Genomic DNA, 24,874 nt, shown 5'->3' with positions numbered 1-24,874 from the left:
GAAATTACGGAATAAATACTGTGGCTAAAAATATCCAAGCAATTCGAGGCATGAACGACTGCCTTCCAACTCAATCACCACTGTGGCAGAAAGTAGAAAGCGCAGTTAAAAGCGTGGTGAGCGCATACGGTTACAACGAAGTACGTATGCCTATCGTTGAAGAAACAAACCTATTTAGCCGTGCAGTTGGTGAAGAGACAGACGTTGTTTCTAAAGAGATGTACACCTTTGACGACCGCAATGGCGATAGCCTAACGCTGCGTCCAGAAGGCACAGCAGGTTGTGTTCGTTCATGTATTCAAAATAGCCTTATCAACCGTGATGAACAGCGCCTATGGTACATGGGCCCTATGTTCCGTCACGAGCGTCCTCAAAAAGGTCGTTACCGTCAATTCCACCAATGTGGTGTTGAAGTGTTTGGTCTAGACGGTCCAGACGTTGACGCAGAACTTATCATGATGACAGCACGTCTATGGCGTGAGCTAGGTATCGATAAGCACGTTCGCCTAGAGCTGAACTCAATCGGTTCTCAAGAAGATCGCGTAAGCTACCGCACTGCGTTAGTGGCTTTCCTTGAGCAACATATTGATGTGCTTGACGAAGACTGCAAACGTCGCATGCACACTAACCCTCTACGTGTACTTGATACTAAGAACCCTGATGTTCAAGCTATCTTAGGTGACGCACCTCGACTATCTGAATATCTAGGTGAAGAATCGAAGCAACATTTTGCTGGTTTGTGTGAACTTCTTGACGCTGTTGGTATCGAATACCAAGTTAATGAGCGTCTAGTACGTGGCCTAGATTACTACAACCGCACCGTATTTGAGTGGATCACAGACAGCCTTGGTGCTCAAGGTACAGTATGTGGCGGCGGTCGTTACGATGGTCTTGTTGAGCAACTAGGCGGCAAAGCAACCAATGCAGTTGGCTTCGCAATGGGTCTAGAGCGTCTGGTTCTGATGATGGAAACGCTAGAGCTAACAGAAGTTCGTCGTAGCGTTGATGTATACGTAGTTGCTGCTGGCGAAGGTACTATGATCGCGGGCATGCAGTTAGCGAATCAGTTACGCGACACCGTTGAAGGCGTGCGTGTAATGAACCACTTCGGTGGTGGTAACTTCAAGAAGCAATTCAAACGTGCTGACAAAGTAGGTGCTGTTGTGGCGCTGGTACTTGGTGAGAACGAAGTTGCTGACAATACAGTTGTGCTAAAAGATCTGGTTGGCGGCGAGCAAGAAACCGTGTCTCAAACGGAAGTTGCAGAGAAAGTTGCTGCGCTAATCTAATTAGCCATTGAGCAAACGCTCATAATGAATACTAACGTCAGCACTATGCTGGCGTTTAAAGAATTAAAGAGGACAGGAAGTGGAACTTTACGATAGCGAAGAGCAACAAGTTGAAGCCATTAAAGATTGGTGGAAAGAGAACGGTAAAGCCGTAATCTTTGGTGCGGTTATTGGTTTAGGTGGTCTATTTGGCTGGCGCTATTACCAAGATTCAGTAGTTGAAGCGCGTGAAGCAGCTTCAGAAAGCTACACCTCTGTAATTTCAGCTCTTGATGTTAAGGGTGTTGATGCTCAATCTGATATTCAAGCTTTCATCGACGCAAACAAAGATGCTGAGTACTCAGTACTTGCTGCTATGCAACTAGCAAAAGTACAAGTACAAGCAGGCGATCTAGCGGCGGCACTTGAACAGCTCGAGTGGGCAAAATCGGCAACTAAGGACGCGGCACTTGCGCCACTACTTACTTACCGTGTTGCACGTATTAAAGCTGAGCAAGGTGAATTTGACGCAGCACTGACTGATCTTGCTGCTATGACAGACGAATCTTGGAAAGGCCGTGTTGCTGAACTGCGTGGTGATATCTCACTTCGTAAAGGCGACACAGACGCAGCATACAGTGCTTACACAGAAGCACAGCAAGCTGTTGACGCTAGCCAAACGCTTCAAATCAAACTTGACGACCTAGCTAAATAAGGCGCTTTGAATGAAGAAGATGTTTCCAAAAGCGGCGTTGTGTGCGATTGCTCTTGGCCTACTAGCTGGCTGTGCGGGTGAAGAAGACACCGTAATCATGGCTCCAGTCCCAACGGTAAACAGCGAGTTCACTCCTAGTCAGGAATGGTCTACGTCGGTTGGTGATGGTGTTGGTCACTACTTTTCAAAACTAACGCCAGAATTGGCTTACGACAAAGTGTTTGTTGCAAGCCGTGAAGGTATGGTTAAAGCGCTTGATCCTGATACAGGTAAAGCGCTGTGGAAAGTCGATCTTGAGAAAGACGTATTGGCTCGTTTATCGGGTGGCTTAACGGCGGCTTACGGTAAAGTTTTTGTTGGTTCTGAAAATGGCGAAGTGATCGCACTGGAAGAATCGACCGGTGAAGAGCTGTGGCGTGTATCAGTCAATGGCGAGGTGCTTGCATCCCCAGCAACTGATAGCAACATGGTCATTGTTCATACCAGTCGCGGTATGTTGATCGCGTTAGATCAAGCAAGCGGTGAACAAAAATGGACCATCAGTACGGAAGTACCAAGCCTAACACTGCGTGGCGATAGCTCGCCTGTTGCAGTTTCTGGTGGTGTATTCTGGGGTACAGCAAATGGTCGTCTAGCTGCGGCTATCGTTGATCGTGGTCAGCTTATTTGGCAACAGCCAGTAGGCACACCAAAAGGTGCAACGGAAATTGATCGTTTGGTTGATGTTGATGCATCTCCAATTGTTCTTGGTGGCACCCTGTATACCGTAGGTATCAATGGTCAGCTGATTGCTATCGACCTTCGTTCTGGTAAGCCAATTTGGAAACGTAACTACTCATCAGCGATTGATTTAGCAAGTGATGGTAGCCGTTTGTTCGTTGTTACCGACAAAGACCATGTGGTTGCGGTTGATGCGCGTAGTGGTACTGAACTGTGGAGCACTCCATTGTTAGAAAACCGCTTACTGACAGCACCTGCTATTATTAATGGTTATGTAGTCGTGGGTGATACTGAAGGTTATCTGCACTGGTTGGATCGTTCATCGGGTGAGTTTGTTGCTCAACAGCTTGTCGATGATAGCGGCTTTGCGGTTGCACCAATTGAACTGCCTGAAGGCTACTTAGTGACGACTCGCAATGGCGATGTAAAGAAACTAACGATTAGCCAATAAAAGCGTGATATAATTCACAGTCGGCTCCTGGTTGGTAACAGCCAGGAGCCGTTTTGTTGTTAAAAATTAATAAACCGTGTGGTTATAGGTAAGAGTTTAAACTTGCGAACAAGTGCTTACCTATAACTACATTTAGAGAAGAAATTGTAGAGGTTGTTATGGTACCTGTTGTTGCTCTAGTAGGGCGTCCGAACGTAGGTAAATCTACGTTATTTAACCGATTGACTCGAACTCGTGATGCATTGGTTGCGGATTTCCCTGGCTTAACGCGTGACCGTAAATACGGTCATGCTCATTTTAGCGAGCATGACTTTATTGTTATTGACACTGGCGGTATCGACGGTACTGAAGAAGGTGTTGAAACTAAAATGGCTGAACAGTCGCTAGCGGCGATTGATGAAGCTGATGTCGTTCTATTTATGGTAGATGGCCGTGCGGGTCTAACACCTTCAGACGTGGCGATTGCTAAGCACCTACGTCAACTAGAAAAGCCTTCAATGCTAGTAGTAAACAAGGTTGATGGTATCGACCCTGATGCTGCAAGTGCTGACTTCTGGCAACTAGGTGTAGAAGACATGTACCAAATCGCTGCGGCGCATGGTCGTGGTGTTACTGCACTTATTGACCTTGCTCTTAACCCATTCGCAGAAGCGCTAAAAGCTGAGAATGGCGAAGTAAGCGACTTAACTGAGTTTGAAGACGAAGAAGAAGAGCAGGTTGAATTTACAGAAGAAGAAGCTGAAGCAGAATTCAAGCGTCTTCAAGATCAACCGATCAAACTAGCGATCATTGGCCGTCCTAACGTAGGTAAATCAACGCTAACGAACCGTATTCTTGGTGAAGAGCGTGTGGTTGTTTACGATATGCCAGGTACGACTCGTGACTCTATCTACATCCCAATGCAGCGTGACGAGCGTGAATACGTTCTAATCGATACTGCGGGTGTTCGTCGTCGTAAAAACATCAACGAAACGGTAGAGAAGTTCTCAGTGGTTAAAACACTGAAAGCGATTGAAGATGCTAACGTTGTATTGCTGCTTATCGATGCTCGCGAAAACATCTCTGATCAAGATCTAAGCTTGCTAGGCTTTGCGTTGAACGCTGGTCGTTCAATTGTTATTGCCGTAAACAAGTGGGATGGCCTAGATAACGACGTTAAAGAACGCGTTAAGAAAGAGCTAGACCGTCGCTTAGGCTTCGTTGATTTCGCACGTATTCACTTTATCTCTGCACTTCACGGTACAGGTGTTGGTCACTTGTTTGAGTCTGTACAAGAAGCTTACAAGTCAGCGACTACTCGTGTTGGTACTTCTGTGCTAACTCGTATCATGAAGATGGCGACTGATGATCACCAACCGCCTATGGTTCGTGGCCGTCGTGTGAAACTGAAATACGCGCACGCTGGTGGCTACAACCCACCGATTATAGTTATCCACGGCAACCAAGTTCGTAACTTGCCAGATTCATACAAACGATTCTTGATGAACTACTACCGTCGTTCACTAGAAATCATGGGTACACCTATTCGCATTCAATTCCAGAACAGCGAGAACCCATTTGAAGCTAAGACTAACAAGCTGACAATTTCTCAAGAACGTAAACGTAAACGTATGATGAGCATGGTTAAAGGTCGTAAGTAAACCTTTCCAATAGATTTGATACCCGAGCCTGTCTCGGGTATTTTTTTAAGCAAAATTCACGTTAAGCCATAACAATACGTTTTTATCATCATGGCTCAACGAATCAGACTAGATTCCAGAAGAAGAACGATATGACTACTAGCGATTTGATTACACCTGTGTCAGCAATCACACCAACCATCACTCAATTTTGTCATCAGGCTTGGCAGCTCAATGCTAAAGCGCAGTACGTTGAAAGCGATGACAGCAAAACTTACCTGATCACCGACGTGACACCCTTCCACCCAGTGAGTCACATTTGGCCAGATCACCCTGCAGACCAAGGCTTTGTGAGTGTTGGTGACGTGCTATATCCAGTTGAAGACTGCCTTGTTGGTGCTATAGAACAATCTACTGGCAAGCTTCATATCTCAGCAGATATCCCTGTTAAGCGTGATACGGAAGGGTGGGCGTTTGTTGTTGTCCACCAGCTACCTACATCTGCTTCTATGATTAAGGTTAACGACGAAGTCGTGTTGTCGGTTGATAAAGAGTACCAAGCCAGTTTGAGCCGTGGTCACAGTGCTGGCCACATCGCTTTCCTAGCTTTGAATAAAGTATTGGCTGAGCGCTACTGGCGTAAAGATGCGGATAGAAAAGATCCGCTTGGCAGTTACGACTTCAATAGCTACGCACAAGTGACGAGCTTTGTGACTCCAGAGCTGTGTTCCGATAAGTATCGTTTAGGCAAAACCCTCAAGAAGCGCGGTTTGAACGTTGCAGACATGCTAGCAAATCTTGATGACATCGAAGCTGATATCAACCAGATGATTGCGGGCTGGTTTGCAGAGCCGACGCCAGTTGCAATGCGACTGGAAGGCGAAGCATTAACAGACTCTCGCTATTGGGAATGGCAGTTGGATGCCGACACTTTAGTGTCTATTCCGTGTGGTGGTACTCACATTGAGAACACCTCAGAACTTAAGGCATTATCCGTTAAGTTAACCCAGTTAGATGACCAGCATATTGAAATGCTGACGCATGTAATTCGATGATCTAGACTACAGATCGAAATGGCTTGTGCTGTTTGTTTTGTTTTTGCATGTAACTTTTAATATAAATTACTGTTTAAAATTGAAATGCAGCACATGTAACTTATGCTTTCGGTATGTGGTGATATAAATATTCTTTTTGGGGTAGATCGCTGATCAAAATAGATAAAGCGAAAGATCAACCTATGATCTTCGATTGTGTGTCGTACTAATTTAGTGTGCTATTATTAACCAATAACAAGCTTGCATAGGAACAAGCTGTACCCGATTACACAATTGAAAGCCTTAGTGAATGGAACAACAATTTTTATTAGAAGGTCATCGAGCCGTCAATAGTTTGCTGCGGAAGCTTGCGCTTGGGATGGATCGCAAAGATTTAAATCACAAGATTATTCAGCTTACCGAGCAGCGCATGGCTTCAATTTTACTGCTCAACTCAGAGTCTAAACGTTACACCTTGAGTATGCCCCAAACCTGCCTGATTTTTACAATCAACAGATTGAAGGGATAGGAATTGGTGCGGGGATAGGCTCTTGTGGCGAGGCAGCTGCGCTTAAGAAAGCAGTGATGGTCTCCAACATAAATGCACACCCAAACTGGGCACCTTTTCTGGTCTTAACCAATCAAGCGAATTTACATGCCTGTTGGTCGGTCCCCATTATCTCGTCGCGCGGTAATGTGTTGGTTACCTTCGCTATTTATAGCCAGTACATCTCTGAACCACATGAATTTGAGCTCGAGATCTTAGAGCTACTGGCTTCCCTGTATTCGGTAGCACTAGAGAAGTTTGAGCTGGAGAACCAGCTAAACTTTTTCGCTAATCGAGATTCTTTAACCCATTGCTTGAATCGTCTCGCATTGTTTAATGAAGCGGAGAAAGTGTTGGCCAAGCGATGCTTTTCTGAAAAGGTGATGGCGTGTTTGTTTGTTGATGTCGATAAGTTCAAATCGATAAATGATACCTATGGCCACAGTTTCGGTGACGATGTGCTGTTGGCGGTTGCCGAAGTTCTTGATGAGGCAACCACAGCATGTGCCAAGATAGGCCGTTATGGTGGCGATGAGTTTGTGGTGTTCTCTTGCTTTGATGATCAAGAAAGCGTTGTTAGCTTCTACCACAGCTTAGAGAAAGCACTGCAACAAGCGCTTTATATCAATGATGTGCAGTTCTCAGTGAGTGTTGGGTTGTCTTGTGAGAAAGATCCTCAAGGATTAGACCAGTTGATCGCACAAGCTGATAAGAACATGTACCAAATCAAGCAAGCGAAGTCTCAGCGGTAGTAGATTGTAAAAATAGTAGTGAATTAGGAAATGCTAATGAGTGAAAATATCTGCCCTAAGTGCCAGTCTGAGCTAGCTTGGGATGGCAAGTATCATTGTGAAAGTTGTCAGGCTCACTTTACTAAAGTTGGGTTTTGCCCTGAGTGCAGCAGCCAACTTGAGAAGCTTCAAGCCTGTGGTACGGCGAGCTATTTTTGCAACGGTGATTGCAACGAGTTGAAATCTAAGTCGAGAGTAAAATTCGAATTTAAAACAGCGGAATAGCCTTAAACTACATGGTTTGAACGACCATCGGTGATGTTATACCAGAGACTCAATACTAAAGTGTTGGGTCTTTTTTGTATCTGAAGAACAGGAATGTGTCATCTTGGTTCATTCCCACCGTCACTGCACCAGTATGAAACATAGTTACATGATTGCTATGCACTCTATTGGTGTGAGTTTCTTTTAAATTCTATTAATACAATTACTTATAAATAATTTCATTGGTTTATAAGTTTGGCACTCTTATTGTAACTCTGTAATTGAATAACAAAAATACAATTATGGAGTAATATCATGAACAAGGTGTTCAATTTATCGCTAGCTGCACTGTGTACAACACTTTCATTTTCTTCTGCAACAGTGTTTGCTGCTGATGAGACCATCAAGGTCGGTGTTCTACACTCACTCTCTGGCACCATGGCGATCAGTGAGACAACGCTAAAAGATACCGTGCTAATGCTCATCGAAGAGCAGAACAAAAAGGGCGGTTTGCTTGGTAAGAAGCTAGAGCCTGTCGTGGTTGACCCTGCGTCAAACTGGCCGCTATTTGCTGAGAAAGCGCGTGAGCTTATCGAAAAAGAGAAAGTGGATGTGGTGTTCGGTGGTTGGACGTCGGTATCACGTAAATCCATGCTACCTGTCTTTGAAGAACTCAACAGCATCCTTTTCTACCCAGTACAGTATGAAGGTGAAGAGTCTTCTAAAAACGTTTTCTACACCGGTGCCGCGCCAAACCAACAAGCGATCCCAGCAGTGGATTACTTGATGGAAGAGCTTGAAGTCGAGCGCTGGGTACTTGCAGGTACCGATTACGTTTATCCACGTACAACCAATAAGATCCTTGAAGCCTACCTAAAAGATAAAGGTGTCGCAGAAGAAGACATCATGATCAACTACACGCCATTTGGTCACTCTGATTGGCAATCTATCGTTTCAGACATCAAGAAGTTCGGTGAAGCGGGCAAGAAAACCGCTGTTGTTTCTACTGTGAATGGCGATGCGAACGTACCTTTCTATAAAGAGCTAGGCGCTCAAGGCATTTCATCTGAAGATATCCCAGTTATTGCATTCTCTGTTGGTGAAGAAGAACTGTCAGGCATGGACACAGAACCACTGGTGGGTCATCTAGCGGCTTGGAACTACTTCATGAGTGTTGATACCGAAGCCAATGAAGAGTTCGTTGAAACGTGGCAGTCGTTCATCAAGAGTGAAAAGCGTGTCACCAATGACCCAATGGAAGCGCACTATGTTGGCTTCAACATGTGGGCTCAAGCGGTCACTAATGCAGGCACAACCGATCCTGAATCTGTGCAAGATGCCTTGATTGGTGTGTCTGTTCCTAACCTTTCTGGCGGCTACTCTACCATGCTACCAAATCACCACATCACCAAACCAGTACTGATCGGTGAGATCCAAGATGATGGTCAATTCGACATTGTTTGGGAAACCACTGGACTCGTTGCGGGTGATGCTTGGTCGAGCTACTTACCTGAATCGGCAAAACTGTTCTCTAGCTGGTCGAAGCCATTCTCATGTGGTGCGTTTAACGTCGAAACGAAGAAGTGTTCTGGCGGTAACTAGAGCGTCAATTCAGGAATATTGAGCCTTCCGGTTTGGGAAGAACGCGTCTGTTTAACGGGCGAAGCGAACGGAAGGCTCATCGTTTCAGGTAATAACCACTATCCACACATCCTCCAAGTAAAAATAACAATATCTAACTTGGTTGGTTAAGGAAGCAGGGATGAAAAACGTATTAAACGTATTTAAAGCGCTGTTGCTCATGGCAGTCAGTGCTCAGTTGGCTTTTGCTGGAATAACGGATGAAGCTAGCTTTACCAAGGCGCTAGTTGGTAAGAAAACATCGGATAAAGAATTAGCTATCGATTGGGTGATTGAGACGCAAACGGGAGACGTGTCGAAAGCTATTTTAGATGGCTGGTTAAACGGAAACCTTTACTACTTCAATGAGAAACAGAGCGAGCAGTACAAACAGCTCTACCTCATTCAAAGTATCAAAACAGCGACGTCAGCTCAGTCAGTATGGGATGATTCAACGCTTAATATCGAGAATGCGAGACAGTTTAAAAAGGTTCGTGTGAATAACAAACTTCGCGGGATATTACGCGGGGAAATAGCCTCGATTGGACTGAACAGCGGCAACCCTGATGTGCGTTATAAGGCGGTTTTGGATTTGTTAGGAACCAAAGACGCTGACATTATCGAACGACTAACTGAACTCAGAGCCAATGAATCAGATGGCAAAGTAGCTGAGCTAATGGATTTGTCGTTAGCGATTGCCACTTCTCTTAATAACAGTGCCACCATTGAAGATCGTGTGGCTTCAATTGAACGAGTTGGTGACTTCAAACACTCGGTGGTTCTGAAAACACTGAATCAACTGTTAAACACTGAGCAAGATCCAAGCATTACCGCTGCAGCAGAACGTGCGATGGATAGCTATCAACAAAGCCAAGCACTCTATTCGGGTGTAGAGACCGTATTCTTCGGTTTGAGCTTAGGCTCGGTATTGGTACTGGCAGGCATTGGCTTAGCGATTACCTTTGGTGTGATGGGCGTTATCAACATGGCTCATGGTGAGCTGATCATGATTGGCGCTTACACCACCTATGTATTGCAGTTGTTGATGCCGAATCATATTGGCCTAGCGCTGATACTTTCCATTCCAGCGGCATTCATTGTTTCTGGCTTAGTGGGCATTGCGATTGAGCGCAGTGTGATTCGTCATCTTTATGGTCGCCCATTGGAAACCTTACTCGCGACCTTTGGTATTAGCTTAATCTTGCAGCAGGCTGTTCGTTCTATTTTCTCTCCTTTGAACCGCTCAGTGAGCACGCCTGAATGGATGTCTGGAGCACTTCAATTAAACCCAATGTTGTCCCTGACCTACAACCGCCTTTACATCATTCTCTTCTGTGGTTTGGTGTTTATGGGCTTATTAATGGTTCTGAAAAAGACACCACTAGGTTTGCAGGTTCGTGCGGTTTCTCAAAACCGTGGCATGGCTCGTGCGATGGGTATTCGTTCAGAGCGAGTTGATGCGATGACCTTCGGTTTAGGCTCTGGCGTTGCGGGTGTTGCAGGCGTGGCACTGTCTCAACTGACCAACGTTGGCCCTAATATGGGACAGGCGTACATCATCGACTCATTCATGGTGGTGGTATTCGGCGGTGTTGGCAACCTATGGGGCACGCTAGTCGCTGGCTTAAGCCTTGGTCTTTTCAACAAGATTTTAGAACCATGGGCTGGTGCGGTTCTCGCCAAGATTCTGGTACTGGTTTTCATCATTCTGTTTATTCAAAAACGCCCACGCGGACTCTTCCCGCAACGTGGTCGTGCGGCTGAAGGTTAAGGACAACATCATGCAGTCAAAATCATTTGTACTTTCGGCAATGCGTGGTGACAAAGGTGGCCAACTGACCATCCTTGCCATTCTTGCGGCCGTCATTCTTATCCCACTGGCTAACACCATGTTACCAAGTGGGCACCCGCTTCATGTCGAGACTTTCACTATCTCACTAATGGGCAAATACCTGAGCTACGCAATGTTGGCGTTGGCGCTCGATCTAGTGTGGGGCTATCTCGGAATCTTGAGTCTTGGTCACGGTGCTTTCTTTGCGCTTGGTGGTTATGCGATGGGCATGTACTTGATGCGTCAGATTGGTGACCGTGGGGTTTATGGTGATCCAGTCTTACCAGATTTCATGGTGTTCCTTGATTGGTCTGCGCTGCCGTGGTTTTGGCAGGGCTTTGATCAGTTCTGGTTCGCCTGCTTGATGGTGGTGTTGGTGCCGGGCGCGTTGGCTTACTTGTTTGGTTATCTGGCTTTTCGCTCTCGCGTGTCAGGGGTTTACCTTTCTATCATGACTCAGGCGTTAACTTACGCATTGATGCTGGCATTTTTCCGCAACGAGATGGGCTTTGGTGGTAACAACGGGCTGACGGATTTCAAAGACATCATCGGCCTGAGCTTACAGAGTGATGCGGTCAAGATAGGTCTGTTTGTCGCGACTGGTATTGCGCTTATTCTCAGCTACATAGCTTGTCGCATGGTGGTGACCAGTCGATTAGGTAGTGTGGCACTGGCGATTCGTGATACAGAGTCACGTACTCGCTTTATGGGCTACGACGTCGATGGCATCAAGCTGTGGGTCTTCGTTCTTTCAGCGGTTATTGCTGGTATTGCTGGGGCTTTATATGTCCCTCAAGTTGGCATCATTAACCCGGGAGAATTTGCTCCTCTTAACTCGATTGAGATTGTGGTTTGGGTAGCCTTAGGCGGTCGTGCCACTCTGTTTGGTGCCATTGTCGGTGCATTGATCATCAACTACGCCAAGAGTTGGTTTACGGTTGAGTTCCCGGAGGTGTGGCTGTTTGCTCTGGGTGGACTATTCGTACTCTCAACCATGTACTTCCCACAAGGTGTGATTGGCTTTGTCAGTGAAAAGTGGCAGCAGCTGCGCAAGGCATCAAATGGGAAAAACCAAGATAAAGATAAGGATGATCAGCACAAGGCCAAGGAGGTGATCGCATGACCACATTTAATAGCGTAAAGGAATCGGTTCAGGCGTTCACTCGTCGAGACGAAGTCTTTGATTACCTCAAACCCGATATTCATCCTGCCATAGATACTCGACATAACGTGCTGTTGTATGTCGAAGGCGTCAACAAAAGCTTCGATGGTTTCCAAGCGATAAACGACCTCAACCTTTACATCAAAGAGGGAGAGCTACGCTGCATCATCGGCCCTAATGGCGCAGGTAAAACAACCATGATGGACATCATTACCGGGAAAACTAAGCCAGATACTGGCGAAGTGTGGTTAGGTTCGAACATCAATCTACTCAAGATGAACGAAGCTGAAATTGCTAACGCAGGCGTTGGGCGTAAGTTCCAAAAGCCGACCGTGATTGAATGTTTAACTGTGTGGCAGAACCTTGAATTAGCCATGGCAGGTGATCGCTCGGTGTGGGCAACTTTCACTGCCGTGATGTCTGGCGAGCAGAAAGACAAACTCACCTCGGTACTAGAGCTTATTCACCTTAAAGACGAAGCGGCGAATGTGGCAGGTAACCTGTCTCACGGTCAGAAACAGTGGTTAGAGATAGGCATGTTATTGATGCAAAACCCTAGGCTATTGCTGGTGGATGAACCCGTGGCAGGTATGACTCACCAAGAAATGGATCGCACCTCTGAGTTACTTAACTCACTGGCAGGTAAGCACTCGGTTGTGGTCGTTGAACACGATATGGATTTCGTTCGTTCTATCGCCAGCCATGTCACCGTGCTTCATCAAGGTCATGTGTTGGCTGAAGGCACTATGGATCAAGTGCAGGCTCACCCTGAAGTTAAACAAGTTTATCTCGGAGAATAGGATGTTAGAGGTTAAATCAGTTAATCAATATTACGGTGAGAGCCACACGCTGTGGGATTTGGATATGCAGATCCCAGAAGGTAAATGCACGGTGCTAATGGGGCGAAATGGTGTCGGTAAAACCACCTTACTGCAATGCATTATGGGGTTGGTGAAGGTTGAAAGCGGTGACATCTCCTTATCGGGTGAGTCACTTTTGAAAACCGATGCCGAGGACCGTCCACGCCAAGGGATCGGCTATGTACCGCAAGGTCGCCAGATCTTCCCAATGCTCACTGTTCAAGAAAATCTAGAGGTCGGTTTACCGATTCGTAAAAAGGGTGACCGCAAGATCCCTGAATTCATCTTCGATATTTTCCCAGTGTTAAAAGAGATGCTACATCGTCGCGGTGGTGATTTATCGGGTGGCCAGCAGCAACAGCTAGCGATTGGGCGTGCGCTGGTGGTTAATCCAAAGCTATTGATCTTGGATGAGCCGACGGAGGGTATTCAACCCAATATTGTGCAAGAGATTGGCGACATCATTCGCATGCTCAACGAGAAAATGGGGCTCACGGTTCTGTTGGTTGAACAGAAGCTGCCGTTTGCAAGAAAGGTCGGTGACCGTTTTTGCATTATCGACCGTGGACGCCAAGTGGCAGAAGGTGAAATGACAGGGCTCGATGAGTCCTTGATAAAGGAGTACCTAACCGTATGAATTCTCTCTTTTCTCCGAATGAAGTAAGCAAGGCTTCTTTAGTAGAAGCTTTATCTTTGAATGAGACCATCGAACAAGATATTCGTGATGGTTGGCAAGCGAGTTTAAACCTCACTTTTGTCGACCGCAGTGATAAAACCGTATTAAAGAATCGTCAGCAGTCTGGTCCGCTTGCGGTGCAACGCCCCCTGTATCCTGATGGGGAAACGTGTCACACCTATTTACTCCATCCCCCCGGCGGAGTGGTAGGTGGTGACACTCTCAATATTGAAGCGACCATCGAAAGCGGTGCGCATGCGTTGATCACCACACCCGGTGCGACCAAGTTTTATCGCTCAAACAACAAGTACGCCAAGCAGAAGCAGACCCTACGAGTGAAGAAAGATGCACGCTTGGAATGGATGCCGCAAGAGAACATCTTTTTCCCGAATGCACACGTTCGTTTAGATACTGAAATTCGCCTAGAAAAGGGTGCACAGTTTTGGGGTTGGGAGATGCACTGTTTTGGACGCCCTGCACAGAATGAGGGATTCGAGCATGGTCATCTCGTTGGGAAAACAGAAATCTATCTTGATAATCAAAGGCTTCTGACTGAAGGCTTTAATTTTCATGGTGGCGATAAGTTAATGATAAATATGGGGTTACTTGATTATTCAATGATGGGAACCTTTTATATCACTTCAAATGAGAAGCAAGATTTAGAGTTGGTACAGAGCTTGCTCTTATCTATTACACAGCAAGCTTCACAGCAATCAGTTACATCAAAAATGTCGAGTGAACCCACATTAATATTGGGCGCGACTCAGATAGAAGGATTGATTGTGGTGCGAGCCTTGGGTAATTGGAGTGAAGATATCCTCCAGGCCTTTGGTCAGATATGGCAAGCAACTCGCTCTCATTTATGTGGTACGACTCCTGATTTACCAAGGATTTGGGCGACTTAGCGATTAGCCCTTTTTGTACCTAGGGTGACTTCCGACCCTAGGTGCATTTTTTCAAGCTTGCTGTGATTGAATCCCACTTACTGCTCATGCGTTTTTGAGCAATAAGAAAACAACACTAACAGCGGGCGGCTAAATGGAATTAACACCAAGAGAAAAAGATAAGCTACTTATCTTCTGCGCAGGAATGCTGGCACAGCAGCGCAAACAAAAAGGCTTAAAGCTCAACTACCCAGAATCTATCGCACTGATCAGCAGTGCCATTCTCGAAGGTGCCCGCGAGGGTAAAACCGTTTCAGAATTAATGGATTTTGGACGCACACTGCTTACCGTCGATGACGTTATGGAGGGGATCCCTTCCATGATCCCAGATGTACAAGTCGAAGCGACTTTTCCCGATGGCACCAAGTTGGTGACCGTTCATGAACCTATCGTGTAGGGAGAAGAAATATGGCTGGATCCACCAAACAATATTCAGGCTTAGTGCCCGGAAAAGTCGAAACCGCTCCCGGTGATATCACTCTAAACGAAGGCCGAGACACGACGTCCGTAAAGGTTCAAAATATAGGCGACCGTCCCGTGCAAATCGGCTCTCATTACCACTTCTATGAAGCAAACCCTTCGCTGATCTTTGACCGAGAAGCTACTAAAGGCTTTCGACTCAATATTCCTGCGGGTACTGCAACCCGCTTTGAACCGGGTCAGTCACGTAGCGTCGAGTTAGTGCGTTATGCCGGTAAGTTAGAGATTTATGGCTTCCAAGGAAAGGTGATGGGCAAGCTCTAAGCGCTCCCATAGAAAGAATTAAAACAACAAAGGATTGATCATGGCGACGATATCCAAACAGGCTTATGCCGAAATGTTTGGGCCTACAGTCGGTGACCGAGTGCGTCTTGCTGACACCGATTTATGGCTAGAAGTTGAAAAGGATTACACCGTATACGGTGATGAAGTGAAGTTTGGCGGCGGTAAAGTGATCCGTGATGGACAGGGACAAAGCCAACGTCCAAGCGCCGAAACACCGGATTTGGTGATCACCAATGCGATTGTGTTGGATTATTGGGGCATCGTAAAAGCCGATGTCGCCATCAAAGACGGCCGAGTTCAAGCTTTAGGCAAAGCAGGTAACCCAGACGTTCAGCCGGGCGTCGATATAGTAATTGGCCCGGGCACGGAAATTTTGGCAGGTGAAGGCTCGATTCTCACCGCGGGTGGTATCGACTCACATATTCACTTTATCTGCCCGCAACAGATTGAAGAAGCCTTAGCATCTGGTGTTACGACCATGATAGGCGGTGGTACGGGGCCAAACACAGGGACTAACGCGACGACATGTACACCGGGTCCATGGAACATGCACCGTATGTTGGAATCACTCGACCAATTCCCAATGAACTTTGGTTTGTTAGGTAAGGGCAATGCGAGCCAACCGGAAGCATTGCGTGAACAAGTGGCAGCGGGTGCTGTGGGTTTGAAGTTGCACGAAGACTGGGGAACAACCCCTGCCTCAATCGATACTTGCTTGAGTGTTGCTGACGAGATGGACGTACAAGTTGCGATTCACACAGACACATTGAACGAATCGGGTTTTGTTGAATCGACACTTGGTGCAATCGGTGATCGCGTGATTCATACCTATCACACCGAAGGTGCAGGCGGTGGTCATGCTCCCGATATTATTCGCGCAGCAGGTGAACCGAACGTTCTGCCTTCCTCAACTAACCCGACACGTCCTTACACTATCAATACCGTCGATGAGCATTTGGATATGTTGATGGTGTGTCATCACCTTTCACCATCGATTGCTGAAGATGTCGCGTTCGCCGAATCGCGTATTCGCCGTGAAACCATTGCCGCAGAAGACATTCTTCATGACTTAGGCGCGTTCTCGATGATCGCTTCGGATTCACAAGCTATGGGGCGAGTGGGTGAAGTAATAACTCGAACTTGGCAAACCGCGCACAAGATGAAAGTTCAGCGTGGCAGCCTAAAAGAAGATTCTGATTACAGCGATAACTTTCGTTTAAGACGTTATGTCGCTAAGTACACCATCAACCCTGCTATCACGCATGGCATGTCTCATGAAATCGGTTCTATCGAAGCAGGGAAGTTAGCTGATCTAGTGTTGTGGAAGCCCGCTTTTTTTGGTGTGAAGCCCAGCGTGATTTTGAAAGGTGGCATGATTGCCATGGCACCAATGGGCGATCCAAACGCTTCTATCCCAACCCCTCAACCTGTTCACTATCGCTCTATGTTTGGTAGCTACGGCAAGGCGTGTCAGAACACATCAATGCTGTTTGTCTCTAAAGAAGCCAAGGCGCAGAACATCGACAAGCAATTGGGTCTGCAGAGCTTGATTGGTGTTGTGAGCAACTGCCGAAACATCAGCAAAGCCGACATGAAGCTCAATGATTGGATGCCGAAGATTGAAGTCGACTCTCAGACGTACCAAGTGCGCGCCGATGGTGAACTACTCACGTGTGAGCCTGCTGAAGAGCTGCCAATGGCTCAGCGGTACTTTCTATTCTAAGCCTTTGACTAAAGAATCTTATTTTAGTGACCCTATTTTGAACGTTATAAATCTCACAAGGAGATTGAGGTAATAGCATGATTGAACTGACTCAACTGAATACTCAAATACAAAATGCACCGGACGGCTACTTAAGCCTGCCGATCGATAGCCGCATTAAGAGCCGCCTTAAGGTGATGCTCGATGACGGGCGCAATGCCGGACTGTTTCTACCACGAGGTCATATCTTGCGTGGTGGCGAACAACTCTCAAGTAAATGCGGTTTAGTCGTAGAAGTGAAAGCGGCACCAGAAACCGTTTCGACTGTTTACTGTGAAGACTTGCTCCTGTTAACGCGAGTGGCGTATCACCTTGGTAACCGTCATGTTCCGCTGCAAGTGGAAGCGGGTTGGGTTCGTTATCAACACGACCATGTTTTAGATGAAATGGTTGAAGGCTTAGGCGCGAAAGTGACCACTGAGAAACAACCGTTTGAACCAGAAGGCGGTGCTTATGGCGGTCGCTCTGGTGGACATCATCACCATCATTAATCGAGTCATTGATGACTCACTAAACGATTTATATAGCAACAAATATTAATAACTATAAACGCAAGGAACTCGCGATGAACTTTAAAACAGCTGCAGGCTTATGCACTTTCACAATAGCTTCTCTAACAACATCAACGATGGCTTTCGCTCACCCGGGGCACGGTTCGCATTCGGTTCATGAGTCTCACTCATTTATGTCTGGTTTAACTCACCCTGTGACTGGTATGGATCACCTGATCATGTTGATCGCTTTCGGTCTGTTAATTGGCGCACTTTCATTTTCCACCAAGACAAAAGCCGCTCTGATTAGCGGTGGGTTGGTGTCTTTGGTGGTAGGGCTTATCGCAGGCCAAGCCCTAGGCTTCTCTGTGATTGTTGAACCTGCAATCATCGCTTCTCTATTCGTTGTCAGCTTATGTTTATGGCACGTGTTCTCACCATCGACTAAGCGAGTGAACAGTGTATTAGCGGCTTCGATTGGTATGTTGTTTTTCCATGGTTATGCGCATGGCGTTGAAGCGGCAAGTAACCTAACTCAGTTTGCAACTGGTATGAGTATCACAGCTTTGGCTCTGATGGTTATCGGTACATTTGTCGGCCGCGCGGTTTACTCTAAATGGTTGTCAGTCGGCGTGGCTTCAGCAAGCGCACTATTACTGTTAGGCGCATAAGCTCTCGGACTTTTTCGATTCTAGGAAATTGAGGGCACGGTTATGACCACAACAGAAAATGTCGCCATCTATCGCCTGTTTCAATTGATCAGTCCGTCATTGCCGATTGGTGGGTTCACTTACTCGCAGGGTTTAGAGTTAGCGGTTGAAGCGGGTTGGGTGACCGATCGCAACAGCATGGAACAGTGGCTCAACACCATCGTCAACTCCAGTGTCGCGACCTTGGAATTGCCTATATTAGAGCGTCTTTACCACGCTCTAGAAAAGGGTGAACTCGATGAGATTGAGCACTGGTGTAATTACCTGTACTCAAGCCGTGAAACCAGTGAATTGCGAGCGGAAGAGAAACAGCGTGGGCAAGCATTGAATACTTTGTTGAAGCGCTTAGATATCGATATTTCACTGGTGGACTCTGTTGATAGTCACCCAAACCAATTGTTGGGCATGTGTATGGCGGCTCAGCATTGGGGCATTGATTTAGAAAGCCTCAAGCAAGGTTACTTATGGAGCTGGCTTGAAAATATCGTTACCGCAGGCGTGAAACTGGTGCCTTTAGGTCAAACCGACGGGCAGTTGGCATTGATTAATATCACCAACACCTTTCCTGAGGTGATCGAAAAGGCCCACGCGATAGAAGATTGGATGGTAGGCAGTTTTTCGCCATCAATGGCATTAGCAAGTTCACTGCACGAAACACAATACACACGACTATTTCGTTCGTAGCGGTCAGCTCGAACGGTATAGTAAAAAGAATATAAGGAAGTAGACAATGGAAAGTTATAAGCAACCACTTCGAATTGGTATTGGCGGCCCAGTAGGATCTGGTAAAACAGCGCTGTTAGAGGTGCTATGTAAAGCTATTCGCGACAAGCTCAACATTGCCGTGGTAACCAACGACATCTACACGCAAGAAGATGCCAAGATACTCACGCGAGCAGAAGCGCTAGAACCGGATCGTATCATTGGTGTTGAAACGGGTGGCTGTCCGCACACGGCGATCCGTGAAGATGCGTCGATGAACTTAGCTGCGGTAGAAGAGCTTGCCAAGCTGCATAAGAACCTCGATGTGGTATTCGTCGAAAGTGGCGGTGATAACTTGAGTGCGACGTTCAGCCCTGAATTAGCCGATCTTACCATCTACGTGATTGATGTAGCGGAAGGGGAGAAGATCCCACGTAAAGGTGGTCCGGGTATTACGCGTTCTGATCTGCTGGTTATCAATAAGATCGATTTAGCACCATATGTGGGTGCGTCACTTGAGGTGATGGAGCAAGACACACAACGCATGCGTCCAACCAAGCCATACGTGTTCACCAACCTCAAAGAGAGCCAAGGGCTAGACTTCATCATCAACTTTATTGTGACTGAAGGGATGCTAACCATGAAGGAGCCTTCTACTACTGAGTAGGGTTGGAATAGGTTAGTTTTTTGAAAGCGTTAGATACTAAAAAGCCCTGTCGATTATCGATAGGGCTTTCTGGTTTGAAACGTTAGGTCGAACTTAAAGCTCGCTCTTAGTCACTCTTGTGGTCACTTGCGACTCAATCACACCGTCTTCAACTTGAGTGGTGATCACTTCACCGACTTCGACATCGTTAATCGATGATACCGTCTTGCTCGATTCTGAATGAGTAATGCTGTAGCCACGCTTTAGGGTTGCCAGTGGACTAACGGTCTCTAACTTCTCTGCAGCCATAGCGAGCTGGTGGCGAGTGGTTAGTAATGTCTTGTCCATTGCATCCAATAGCTTTTGCTCTGAACGTTGCAGATGCAGTTTCTGTTCGCCAAGGCGTTTCACTGGCGAGTTCAATTGAAGCTGGTGCTGTTTACGTTCAACACGCTGTGCATGCTGTTTTAGGTATTGAGTCATACCACGACGCAAACGCATATCTAGGTCATCAAGCTGCTGACTCTGCTTTTGAAGTTGGTAGCTAGGGTGTTGTTTCTCCAAGCGGTATTTTAACGTTTGAGTGGATTGTGCTTGTTTGATTAACACATGACGAATCGCACTCACCAAGCGAGCACGTTTAGAGGCATAAGCTTGCTCTTTATGACTGTTGTCACGGCTAACCAATTCTGCGGCAGCTGATGGCGTTGGGGCACGCATATCGGCAACGAAATCAGCGATAGTGACATCCACTTCGTGGCCAACGGCGCTGATAATCGGGATTTGGCTTGCTGCGATTGTGCGAGCTACGATCTCGTTATTGAAGCACCATAGGTCTTCCAGTGAGCCGCCACCACGGCCGACGATTAACACATCACATTCATTGCGTTCGTTAGCGCGTCCAATCGCTTGGGCAATCTGAATCGCCGCCTCTTCGCCTTGAACCATGGTCGGGTAAACCACAACCGGTAGCGAAGGATCGCGCCTTTTTAGTACATCAAGAATATCAAACAGCGCTGCACCGGTTTTAGATGTGATAACGCCAACACGTTTTGGGTGTTCAGGAAGAGCTTGCTTACTTGATTGAGCAAACAGTCCTTCTGCGGCAAGGTTCATCTTCAGTTTTTCAAACTCTTGCTGAAGTTTACCGTCACCCTCTGGCTGCATGCTTTCGATGATCAGTTGGTAGTCACCGCGTGGCTCGTAAAGAGATAGGCGAGCTTTGACTAAAACTTGATTGCCGTTCTGAGGCTTAAAGGTCACACGGCGGTTATTGCCACGAAACATGGCGCATTTAACTTGAGCGCGAGAGTCTTTTAGCGTGAGGTACCAGTGACCAGAGACAGGTGCAGAGAAGTTTGAGATTTCACCAACGAGCCAGACTATTCCCATTTCGTTTTCTAATAGGAGACGAACCTCTGAGTTGAGGCGAGAAACAGTAAAGATGTTTGGATTAGTCATAGAAGCACTATCTTTCCTTGAAGGAAGGTCTTTCTTGGAATCTCACAGGGCGTGAGTATGGAAGATAGCGGCAATATAATACATAGCAAGGGGGTAAATGCAAATTAAAAATACAAAAATGTGTAGCCAAGCGATTTCGCCGTGCGTATAATCCGTCTGCAATATCAAATCCAAATCACTTTATTATGCGAAACGATAAAGTTGGGTTTACTCCTTTTAACACCTTTGTTGTGAGATATTGCAAATGCTACGAATCGCAAAAGAAGCTTTAACTTTTGATGACGTTTTACTCGTCCCAGCACACTCAACCGTTCTTCCGAACACAGCTGATCTTCGCACTCAGTTAACGAAAAACATTTCTTTAAACATCCCAATGATCTCTGCATCGATGGATACTGTTACGGAAGCACGCCTAGCAATTGCCCTTGCGCAAGAAGGTGGTATTGGCTTTATTCATAAGAATATGTCAATCGAGCAGCAAGCTGAAATGGTTCGCCAGGTTAAAATTTACGAAGCTGGTGTGGTTTCTCACCCAGTAACTGTAAGCCCTGACGCGACAATCGCTGATGTTGTAGCCCTTACTCAAAAACACGGCTTCGCCGGTTTCCCTGTTGTTACTGAAACAAACGAATTGGTTGGTATCATTACTGGCCGTGACGTTCGCTTTGTTACTGACCTTTCTAAGAAAGTTGATGTAGTAATGACGCCTAAAGCTCGCCTTGCTTCTGTTAAAGAAGGTGCAACTCGTGAAGAAGTTCAAGAGAAAATGCACGAAGCGCGTGTTGAAAAAGTTCTTGTTGTAAATGATGACTTCCAACTGACTGGAATGATCACTGCAAAAGATTTCCACAAAGCAGAACGTAAACCAAACGCATGTAAAGATGAGCGCGGCAGCCTACGTGTAGGTGCAGCTGTTGGTGCTGGTGCTGGTAACGAAGAGCGTGTTGCTGCTCTAGTTGAAGCTGGCGTAGACGTTCTACTTATCGACTCTTCACACGGTCACTCTGAAGGCGTACTTAACCGTATCCGCGAAACTCGCGCTGCATACCCTGATCTACAAATCATCGGTGGTAACGTAGCAACTGGCGCTGGCGCTCGTGCTCTTATCGAAGCGGGTGTTAGTGCGGTTAAAGTAGGTATCGGCCCGGGTTCAATCTGTACGACTCGTATCGTTACTGGTGTTGGTGTTCCTCAAGTAACAGCAATCGCAGACGCAGCTGAAGTAGCTAACGAATACGGTATTCCAGTAATCGCAGATGGCGGTATCCGCTTCTCTGGCGATATCTGTAAAGCTATCGTTGCTGGCGCATCTTGTGTGATGGTTGGTTCAATGTTCGCGGGTACTGAAGAAGCACCGGGTGAAGTTATTCTTTACAACGGTCGTTCTTACAAGTCTTACCGTGGTATGGGTTCTCTTGGCGCTATGTCTCAAGGTTCTTCTGACCGTTACTTCCAATCTGACAACGCTGCAGACAAGCTTGTTCCAGAAGGTATTGAAGGTCGTATCGCATACAAAGGTCGTCTAAAAGAGATCGTTCACCAACAGATGGGCGGTCTACGCTCAAGCATGGGCCTAACGGGTTCTGCAACTGTTGAAGACATGCGTACTAAAGCTGAGTTTGTTCGTATCTCTGGTGCGGGCATGAAAGAATCTCACGTACACGATGTTCAAATCACGAAAGAAGCACCTAACTACCGTTTAGGTTAATAATACGTCCAAACGTTTGAATAATGTGCTGATTTAGTCGGCACATTAATATACCAATCGTAGTAAATAACTGGTCATCCTAGCTTGTTAAAAACCTCGATAACTTCGTTAGAATTTTTGATTGTAGAATAACTACTTATCAGAACTCTTTGTTGAATAGAGCAGCCTTGTTCTCAAGCTTTTTCCAGCGCTACTACTGAACACTTACTTACTGTGATTGGTATTATATCTACCGCCTGTTTTGTTAAAAGTCCGATTGTCTCAAAACACGTGGTTAAAGATATCTAACGAAAACGTTTGCTTTATTTCTTGAAGAGTTAATCAGAGGTGAGTAAACTCACCTCCGTTTTATCACATAGCCAATAAGACTGCTTACAATGACTAAAAATATTCATGACCAACGTATTCTAATTCTAGACTTCGGTTCTCAATACACACAGCTAGTAGCTCGTCGTATTCGTGAGATCGGTGTTTACTGTGAACTTTGGAGCTGGGACGTAGAAGAAGCGGATATTCGTGAATTCAATCCAGACGGCATCATCCTATCTGGTGGTCCTGAAAGTGTAACGGAGGAGAACTCTCCACGTGCACCTCAGTACGTATTTGATTCAGGTGTTCCTGTATTCGGTATCTGCTACGGCATGCAAACTATGGCTGAGCAACTTGGCGGTAAAGTAGCAACGTCTACTGAGCGCGAGTTCGGCTACGCAGCGGTACAAGTGACTGGCGAATCTGCACTTTTCGCTGACCTTGAGTCTACTCAAGATGTTTGGATGAGCCACGGCGACAAAGTAGTTGAGATTCCAGCTGATTTCACAAAGATCGCTGAAACAGACACTTGCCCATACGCTGCAATGGCAAACGAAGAGAAGAAGTACTTCGGTGTTCAATTCCACCCAGAAGTAACACACACTAAAAACGGCCTGAAAATGCTTGAGAACTTCGTTCTTAACGTATGTGGTTGTGAAGGTCTGTGGACTTCAGCTTCAATCATTGAAGATGCAGTTGCACGTATTAAAGAACAAGTAGGTGACGACGAAGTTATCCTTGGTCTTTCTGGTGGTGTTGATTCATCTGTAGTTGCGATGCTTGCTCACCGCGCTATCGGCGACAAACTAACATGTGTATTTGTTGATAACGGCCTTCTTCGTCTAAACGAAGCTGAGCAAGTTATGGATATGTTTGGTGACCAGTTCGGCCTAAACATCATCAAAGTCGATGCAGAAGATCGTTTCCTTAAAGCTCTGGAAGGCGAAGCTGAACCAGAAGCTAAGCGTAAAATCATCGGTCACGTATTCGTAGATATCTTCGATGAAGAGTCTAAGAAACTATCTAATGCTAAATGGCTTGCTCAGGGTACTATCTACCCAGACGTAATCGAGTCTGCAGCATCTAAGACAGGTAAAGCACACGTAATCAAATCTCACCACAACGTTGGTGGCCTTCCTGATGATATGGAAATGGGTCTTGTTGAACCTCTACGTGAGCTGTTTAAAGATGAAGTACGTAAGATCGGCCTTGAGCTTGGTCTTCCATACAACATGCTTTACCGCCACCCATTCCCGGGTCCTGGTCTAGGTGTTCGTGTTCTTGGCGAAATCAAGAAAGAGTACTGTGATCTACTGCGTCGCGCAGATGCTATTTTCATTGAAGAGCTTCACGCTGCTGACCTTTACCACAAAGTATCTCAAGCATTCACGGTATTCCTACCAGTACGTTCAGTTGGCGTAATGGGCGATGGCCGTAAGTACGATTGGGTTGTATCTCTACGTGCCGTAGAAACTATCGACTTCATGACTGCTCACTGGGCACACCTACCATACGACTTCCTAGGTAAGGTTTCTAACCGTATTATCAACGAAGTTAACGGCATTTCACGTGTTGTTTACGATATTTCTGGTAAGCCACCAGCAACTATCGAGTGGGAATAATCTCTTAGAGATTTAACCAGCTTTGATTAAGATCTTAAGCCTCGAACTCAGTTCGGGGCTTTTTTCTTTTCGATTGATTATATTGATTCATTACATTAAAGGCTTATGAGCAATACCTCGAAATCAAATGAACAATAACTAGAAACCAAATGAGTTGGAAACTAGATATCAGCTCAAGAAACCATGAGACGCTTTGTTGTGCTGAGCCATGTATCAAAAAGATCACTCGCACTTTTTATAAATTCACACAGCTACA

At 46.2% G+C, this 24,874-nt stretch carries 22 protein-coding genes and 1 pseudogene; 22 read left to right on the top strand and 1 reads right to left on the bottom strand.

Features of this window, described 5'->3' with window-relative positions:
* Positions 1-20: 20 nt before the first annotated feature.
* The 20 genes and pseudogenes from hisS to ureG all read left to right on the top strand — a co-directional run bounded on the left by hisS (position 21) and on the right by ureG (position 19,539).
* The gene (gene hisS, locus AB6E78_RS12045; RefSeq protein ID WP_004735105.1) at positions 21-1,289 is read left to right on the top strand and encodes a histidine--tRNA ligase; all 1,269 of its coding nucleotides are present in this window, start codon (positions 21-23) and stop codon (positions 1,287-1,289) included.
* Between the two features lie 79 nt (positions 1,290-1,368).
* A complete protein-coding gene (locus AB6E78_RS12040) occupies positions 1,369-1,983 on the top strand; it encodes a YfgM family protein (protein WP_017062513.1) in 615 nt (204 codons plus the stop codon).
* 10 nt (positions 1,984-1,993) lie between these two features.
* On the top strand, positions 1,994-3,154 hold the full coding sequence (gene bamB / locus AB6E78_RS12035; protein ID WP_017062512.1) for an outer membrane protein assembly factor BamB: 1,161 nt from the start codon (positions 1,994-1,996) through the stop codon (positions 3,152-3,154).
* A 158-nt stretch (positions 3,155-3,312) separates the two neighbouring features.
* Complete coding sequence (gene der / locus AB6E78_RS12030; RefSeq protein ID WP_017062511.1) at positions 3,313-4,794, top strand: ribosome biogenesis GTPase Der; 1,482 nt, start codon at positions 3,313-3,315, stop codon at positions 4,792-4,794.
* Between the two features lie 131 nt (positions 4,795-4,925).
* On the top strand, positions 4,926-5,828 hold the full coding sequence (locus AB6E78_RS12025; protein ID WP_372133668.1) for an alanyl-tRNA editing protein: 903 nt from the start codon (positions 4,926-4,928) through the stop codon (positions 5,826-5,828).
* A gap of 289 nt (positions 5,829-6,117) precedes the next feature.
* A pseudogene (locus AB6E78_RS12020) lies at positions 6,118-7,106 on the top strand (sensor domain-containing diguanylate cyclase).
* Between the two features lie 36 nt (positions 7,107-7,142).
* Positions 7,143-7,370: a zinc ribbon domain-containing protein gene (locus AB6E78_RS12015; RefSeq protein WP_372111261.1), complete on the top strand. Its 228-nt coding sequence runs from the start codon at positions 7,143-7,145 to the stop codon at positions 7,368-7,370.
* A gap of 294 nt (positions 7,371-7,664) precedes the next feature.
* Positions 7,665-8,951: an urea ABC transporter substrate-binding protein gene (gene urtA, locus AB6E78_RS12010; RefSeq protein ID WP_004735113.1), complete on the top strand. Its 1,287-nt coding sequence runs from the start codon at positions 7,665-7,667 to the stop codon at positions 8,949-8,951.
* 160 nt (positions 8,952-9,111) lie between these two features.
* Positions 9,112-10,740 (top strand): urea ABC transporter permease subunit UrtB, encoded by a 1,629-nt coding sequence (gene urtB / locus AB6E78_RS12005; RefSeq protein WP_372111257.1) that lies wholly within the window; start codon positions 9,112-9,114, stop codon positions 10,738-10,740.
* Between the two features lie 10 nt (positions 10,741-10,750).
* A complete protein-coding gene (urtC, locus tag AB6E78_RS12000; protein ID WP_017071842.1) occupies positions 10,751-11,923 on the top strand; it encodes an urea ABC transporter permease subunit UrtC in 1,173 nt (390 codons plus the stop codon).
* The gene (gene urtD / locus AB6E78_RS11995; protein WP_372111255.1) at positions 11,920-12,762 is read left to right on the top strand and encodes an urea ABC transporter ATP-binding protein UrtD; all 843 of its coding nucleotides are present in this window, start codon (positions 11,920-11,922) and stop codon (positions 12,760-12,762) included. Before urtC ends, urtD begins: the two co-directional genes overlap by 4 nt.
* Position 12,763: 1 nt before the next feature.
* A complete protein-coding gene (urtE, locus tag AB6E78_RS11990; protein ID WP_017062505.1) occupies positions 12,764-13,459 on the top strand; it encodes an urea ABC transporter ATP-binding subunit UrtE in 696 nt (231 codons plus the stop codon).
* Positions 13,456-14,403 carry an urease accessory protein UreD gene (locus tag AB6E78_RS11985; protein WP_102394412.1) on the top strand — a complete coding sequence of 316 codons (948 nt, stop codon included), beginning with the start codon at positions 13,456-13,458 and terminating at the stop codon, positions 14,401-14,403. The genes urtE and AB6E78_RS11985 overlap by 4 nt, the downstream gene beginning before the upstream one ends.
* Positions 14,404-14,536: 133 nt before the next feature.
* Complete coding sequence (ureA, locus tag AB6E78_RS11980; protein ID WP_004735119.1) at positions 14,537-14,839, top strand: urease subunit gamma; 303 nt, start codon at positions 14,537-14,539, stop codon at positions 14,837-14,839.
* Between the two features lie 11 nt (positions 14,840-14,850).
* Positions 14,851-15,186 (top strand): urease subunit beta, encoded by a 336-nt coding sequence (locus AB6E78_RS11975; protein ID WP_017069302.1) that lies wholly within the window; start codon positions 14,851-14,853, stop codon positions 15,184-15,186.
* Positions 15,187-15,226: 40 nt separating this feature from the next.
* Positions 15,227-16,930 (top strand): urease subunit alpha, encoded by a 1,704-nt coding sequence (gene ureC, locus AB6E78_RS11970; RefSeq protein WP_102320706.1) that lies wholly within the window; start codon positions 15,227-15,229, stop codon positions 16,928-16,930.
* 77 nt (positions 16,931-17,007) lie between these two features.
* On the top strand, positions 17,008-17,460 hold the full coding sequence (gene ureE, locus AB6E78_RS11965; protein ID WP_017062501.1) for an urease accessory protein UreE: 453 nt from the start codon (positions 17,008-17,010) through the stop codon (positions 17,458-17,460).
* A gap of 74 nt (positions 17,461-17,534) precedes the next feature.
* On the top strand, positions 17,535-18,131 hold the full coding sequence (locus tag AB6E78_RS11960) for a HupE/UreJ family protein (RefSeq protein WP_017062500.1): 597 nt from the start codon (positions 17,535-17,537) through the stop codon (positions 18,129-18,131).
* A gap of 42 nt (positions 18,132-18,173) precedes the next feature.
* Positions 18,174-18,854, top strand: a complete 681-nt coding sequence (locus AB6E78_RS11955) for an urease accessory protein UreF (RefSeq protein WP_017062499.1) — start codon at positions 18,174-18,176, stop codon at positions 18,852-18,854.
* A 46-nt stretch (positions 18,855-18,900) separates the two neighbouring features.
* The gene (gene ureG, locus AB6E78_RS11950; protein WP_017062498.1) at positions 18,901-19,539 is read left to right on the top strand and encodes an urease accessory protein UreG; all 639 of its coding nucleotides are present in this window, start codon (positions 18,901-18,903) and stop codon (positions 19,537-19,539) included.
* Positions 19,540-19,632: 93 nt separating this feature from the next.
* On the opposite strand, the gene xseA is transcribed toward ureG, so the two are convergent.
* Complete coding sequence (gene xseA, locus AB6E78_RS11945) at positions 19,633-20,979, bottom strand: exodeoxyribonuclease VII large subunit (RefSeq protein WP_017071855.1); 1,347 nt, start codon at positions 20,977-20,979, stop codon at positions 19,633-19,635.
* Between the two features lie 244 nt (positions 20,980-21,223).
* Here xseA and guaB point away from each other — a divergent pair, with 244 nt between their 5' ends.
* Positions 21,224-22,687 carry an IMP dehydrogenase gene (guaB, locus tag AB6E78_RS11940; RefSeq protein WP_017062496.1) on the top strand — a complete coding sequence of 488 codons (1,464 nt, stop codon included), beginning with the start codon at positions 21,224-21,226 and terminating at the stop codon, positions 22,685-22,687.
* Positions 22,688-23,064: 377 nt separating this feature from the next.
* Positions 23,065-24,618, top strand: coding sequence for a glutamine-hydrolyzing GMP synthase (guaA, locus tag AB6E78_RS11935; protein WP_017059729.1), 1,554 nt, complete (start codon positions 23,065-23,067; stop codon positions 24,616-24,618).
* Positions 24,619-24,874 lie beyond the last annotated feature (256 nt).

Source organism: Vibrio sp. 10N.247.310.98 (assembly GCF_041467395.1).
Lineage (GTDB): Bacteria > Pseudomonadota > Gammaproteobacteria > Enterobacterales > Vibrionaceae > Vibrio > Vibrio crassostreae_C.
This window is presented reverse-complemented; position numbering and strand designations above follow the sequence as displayed.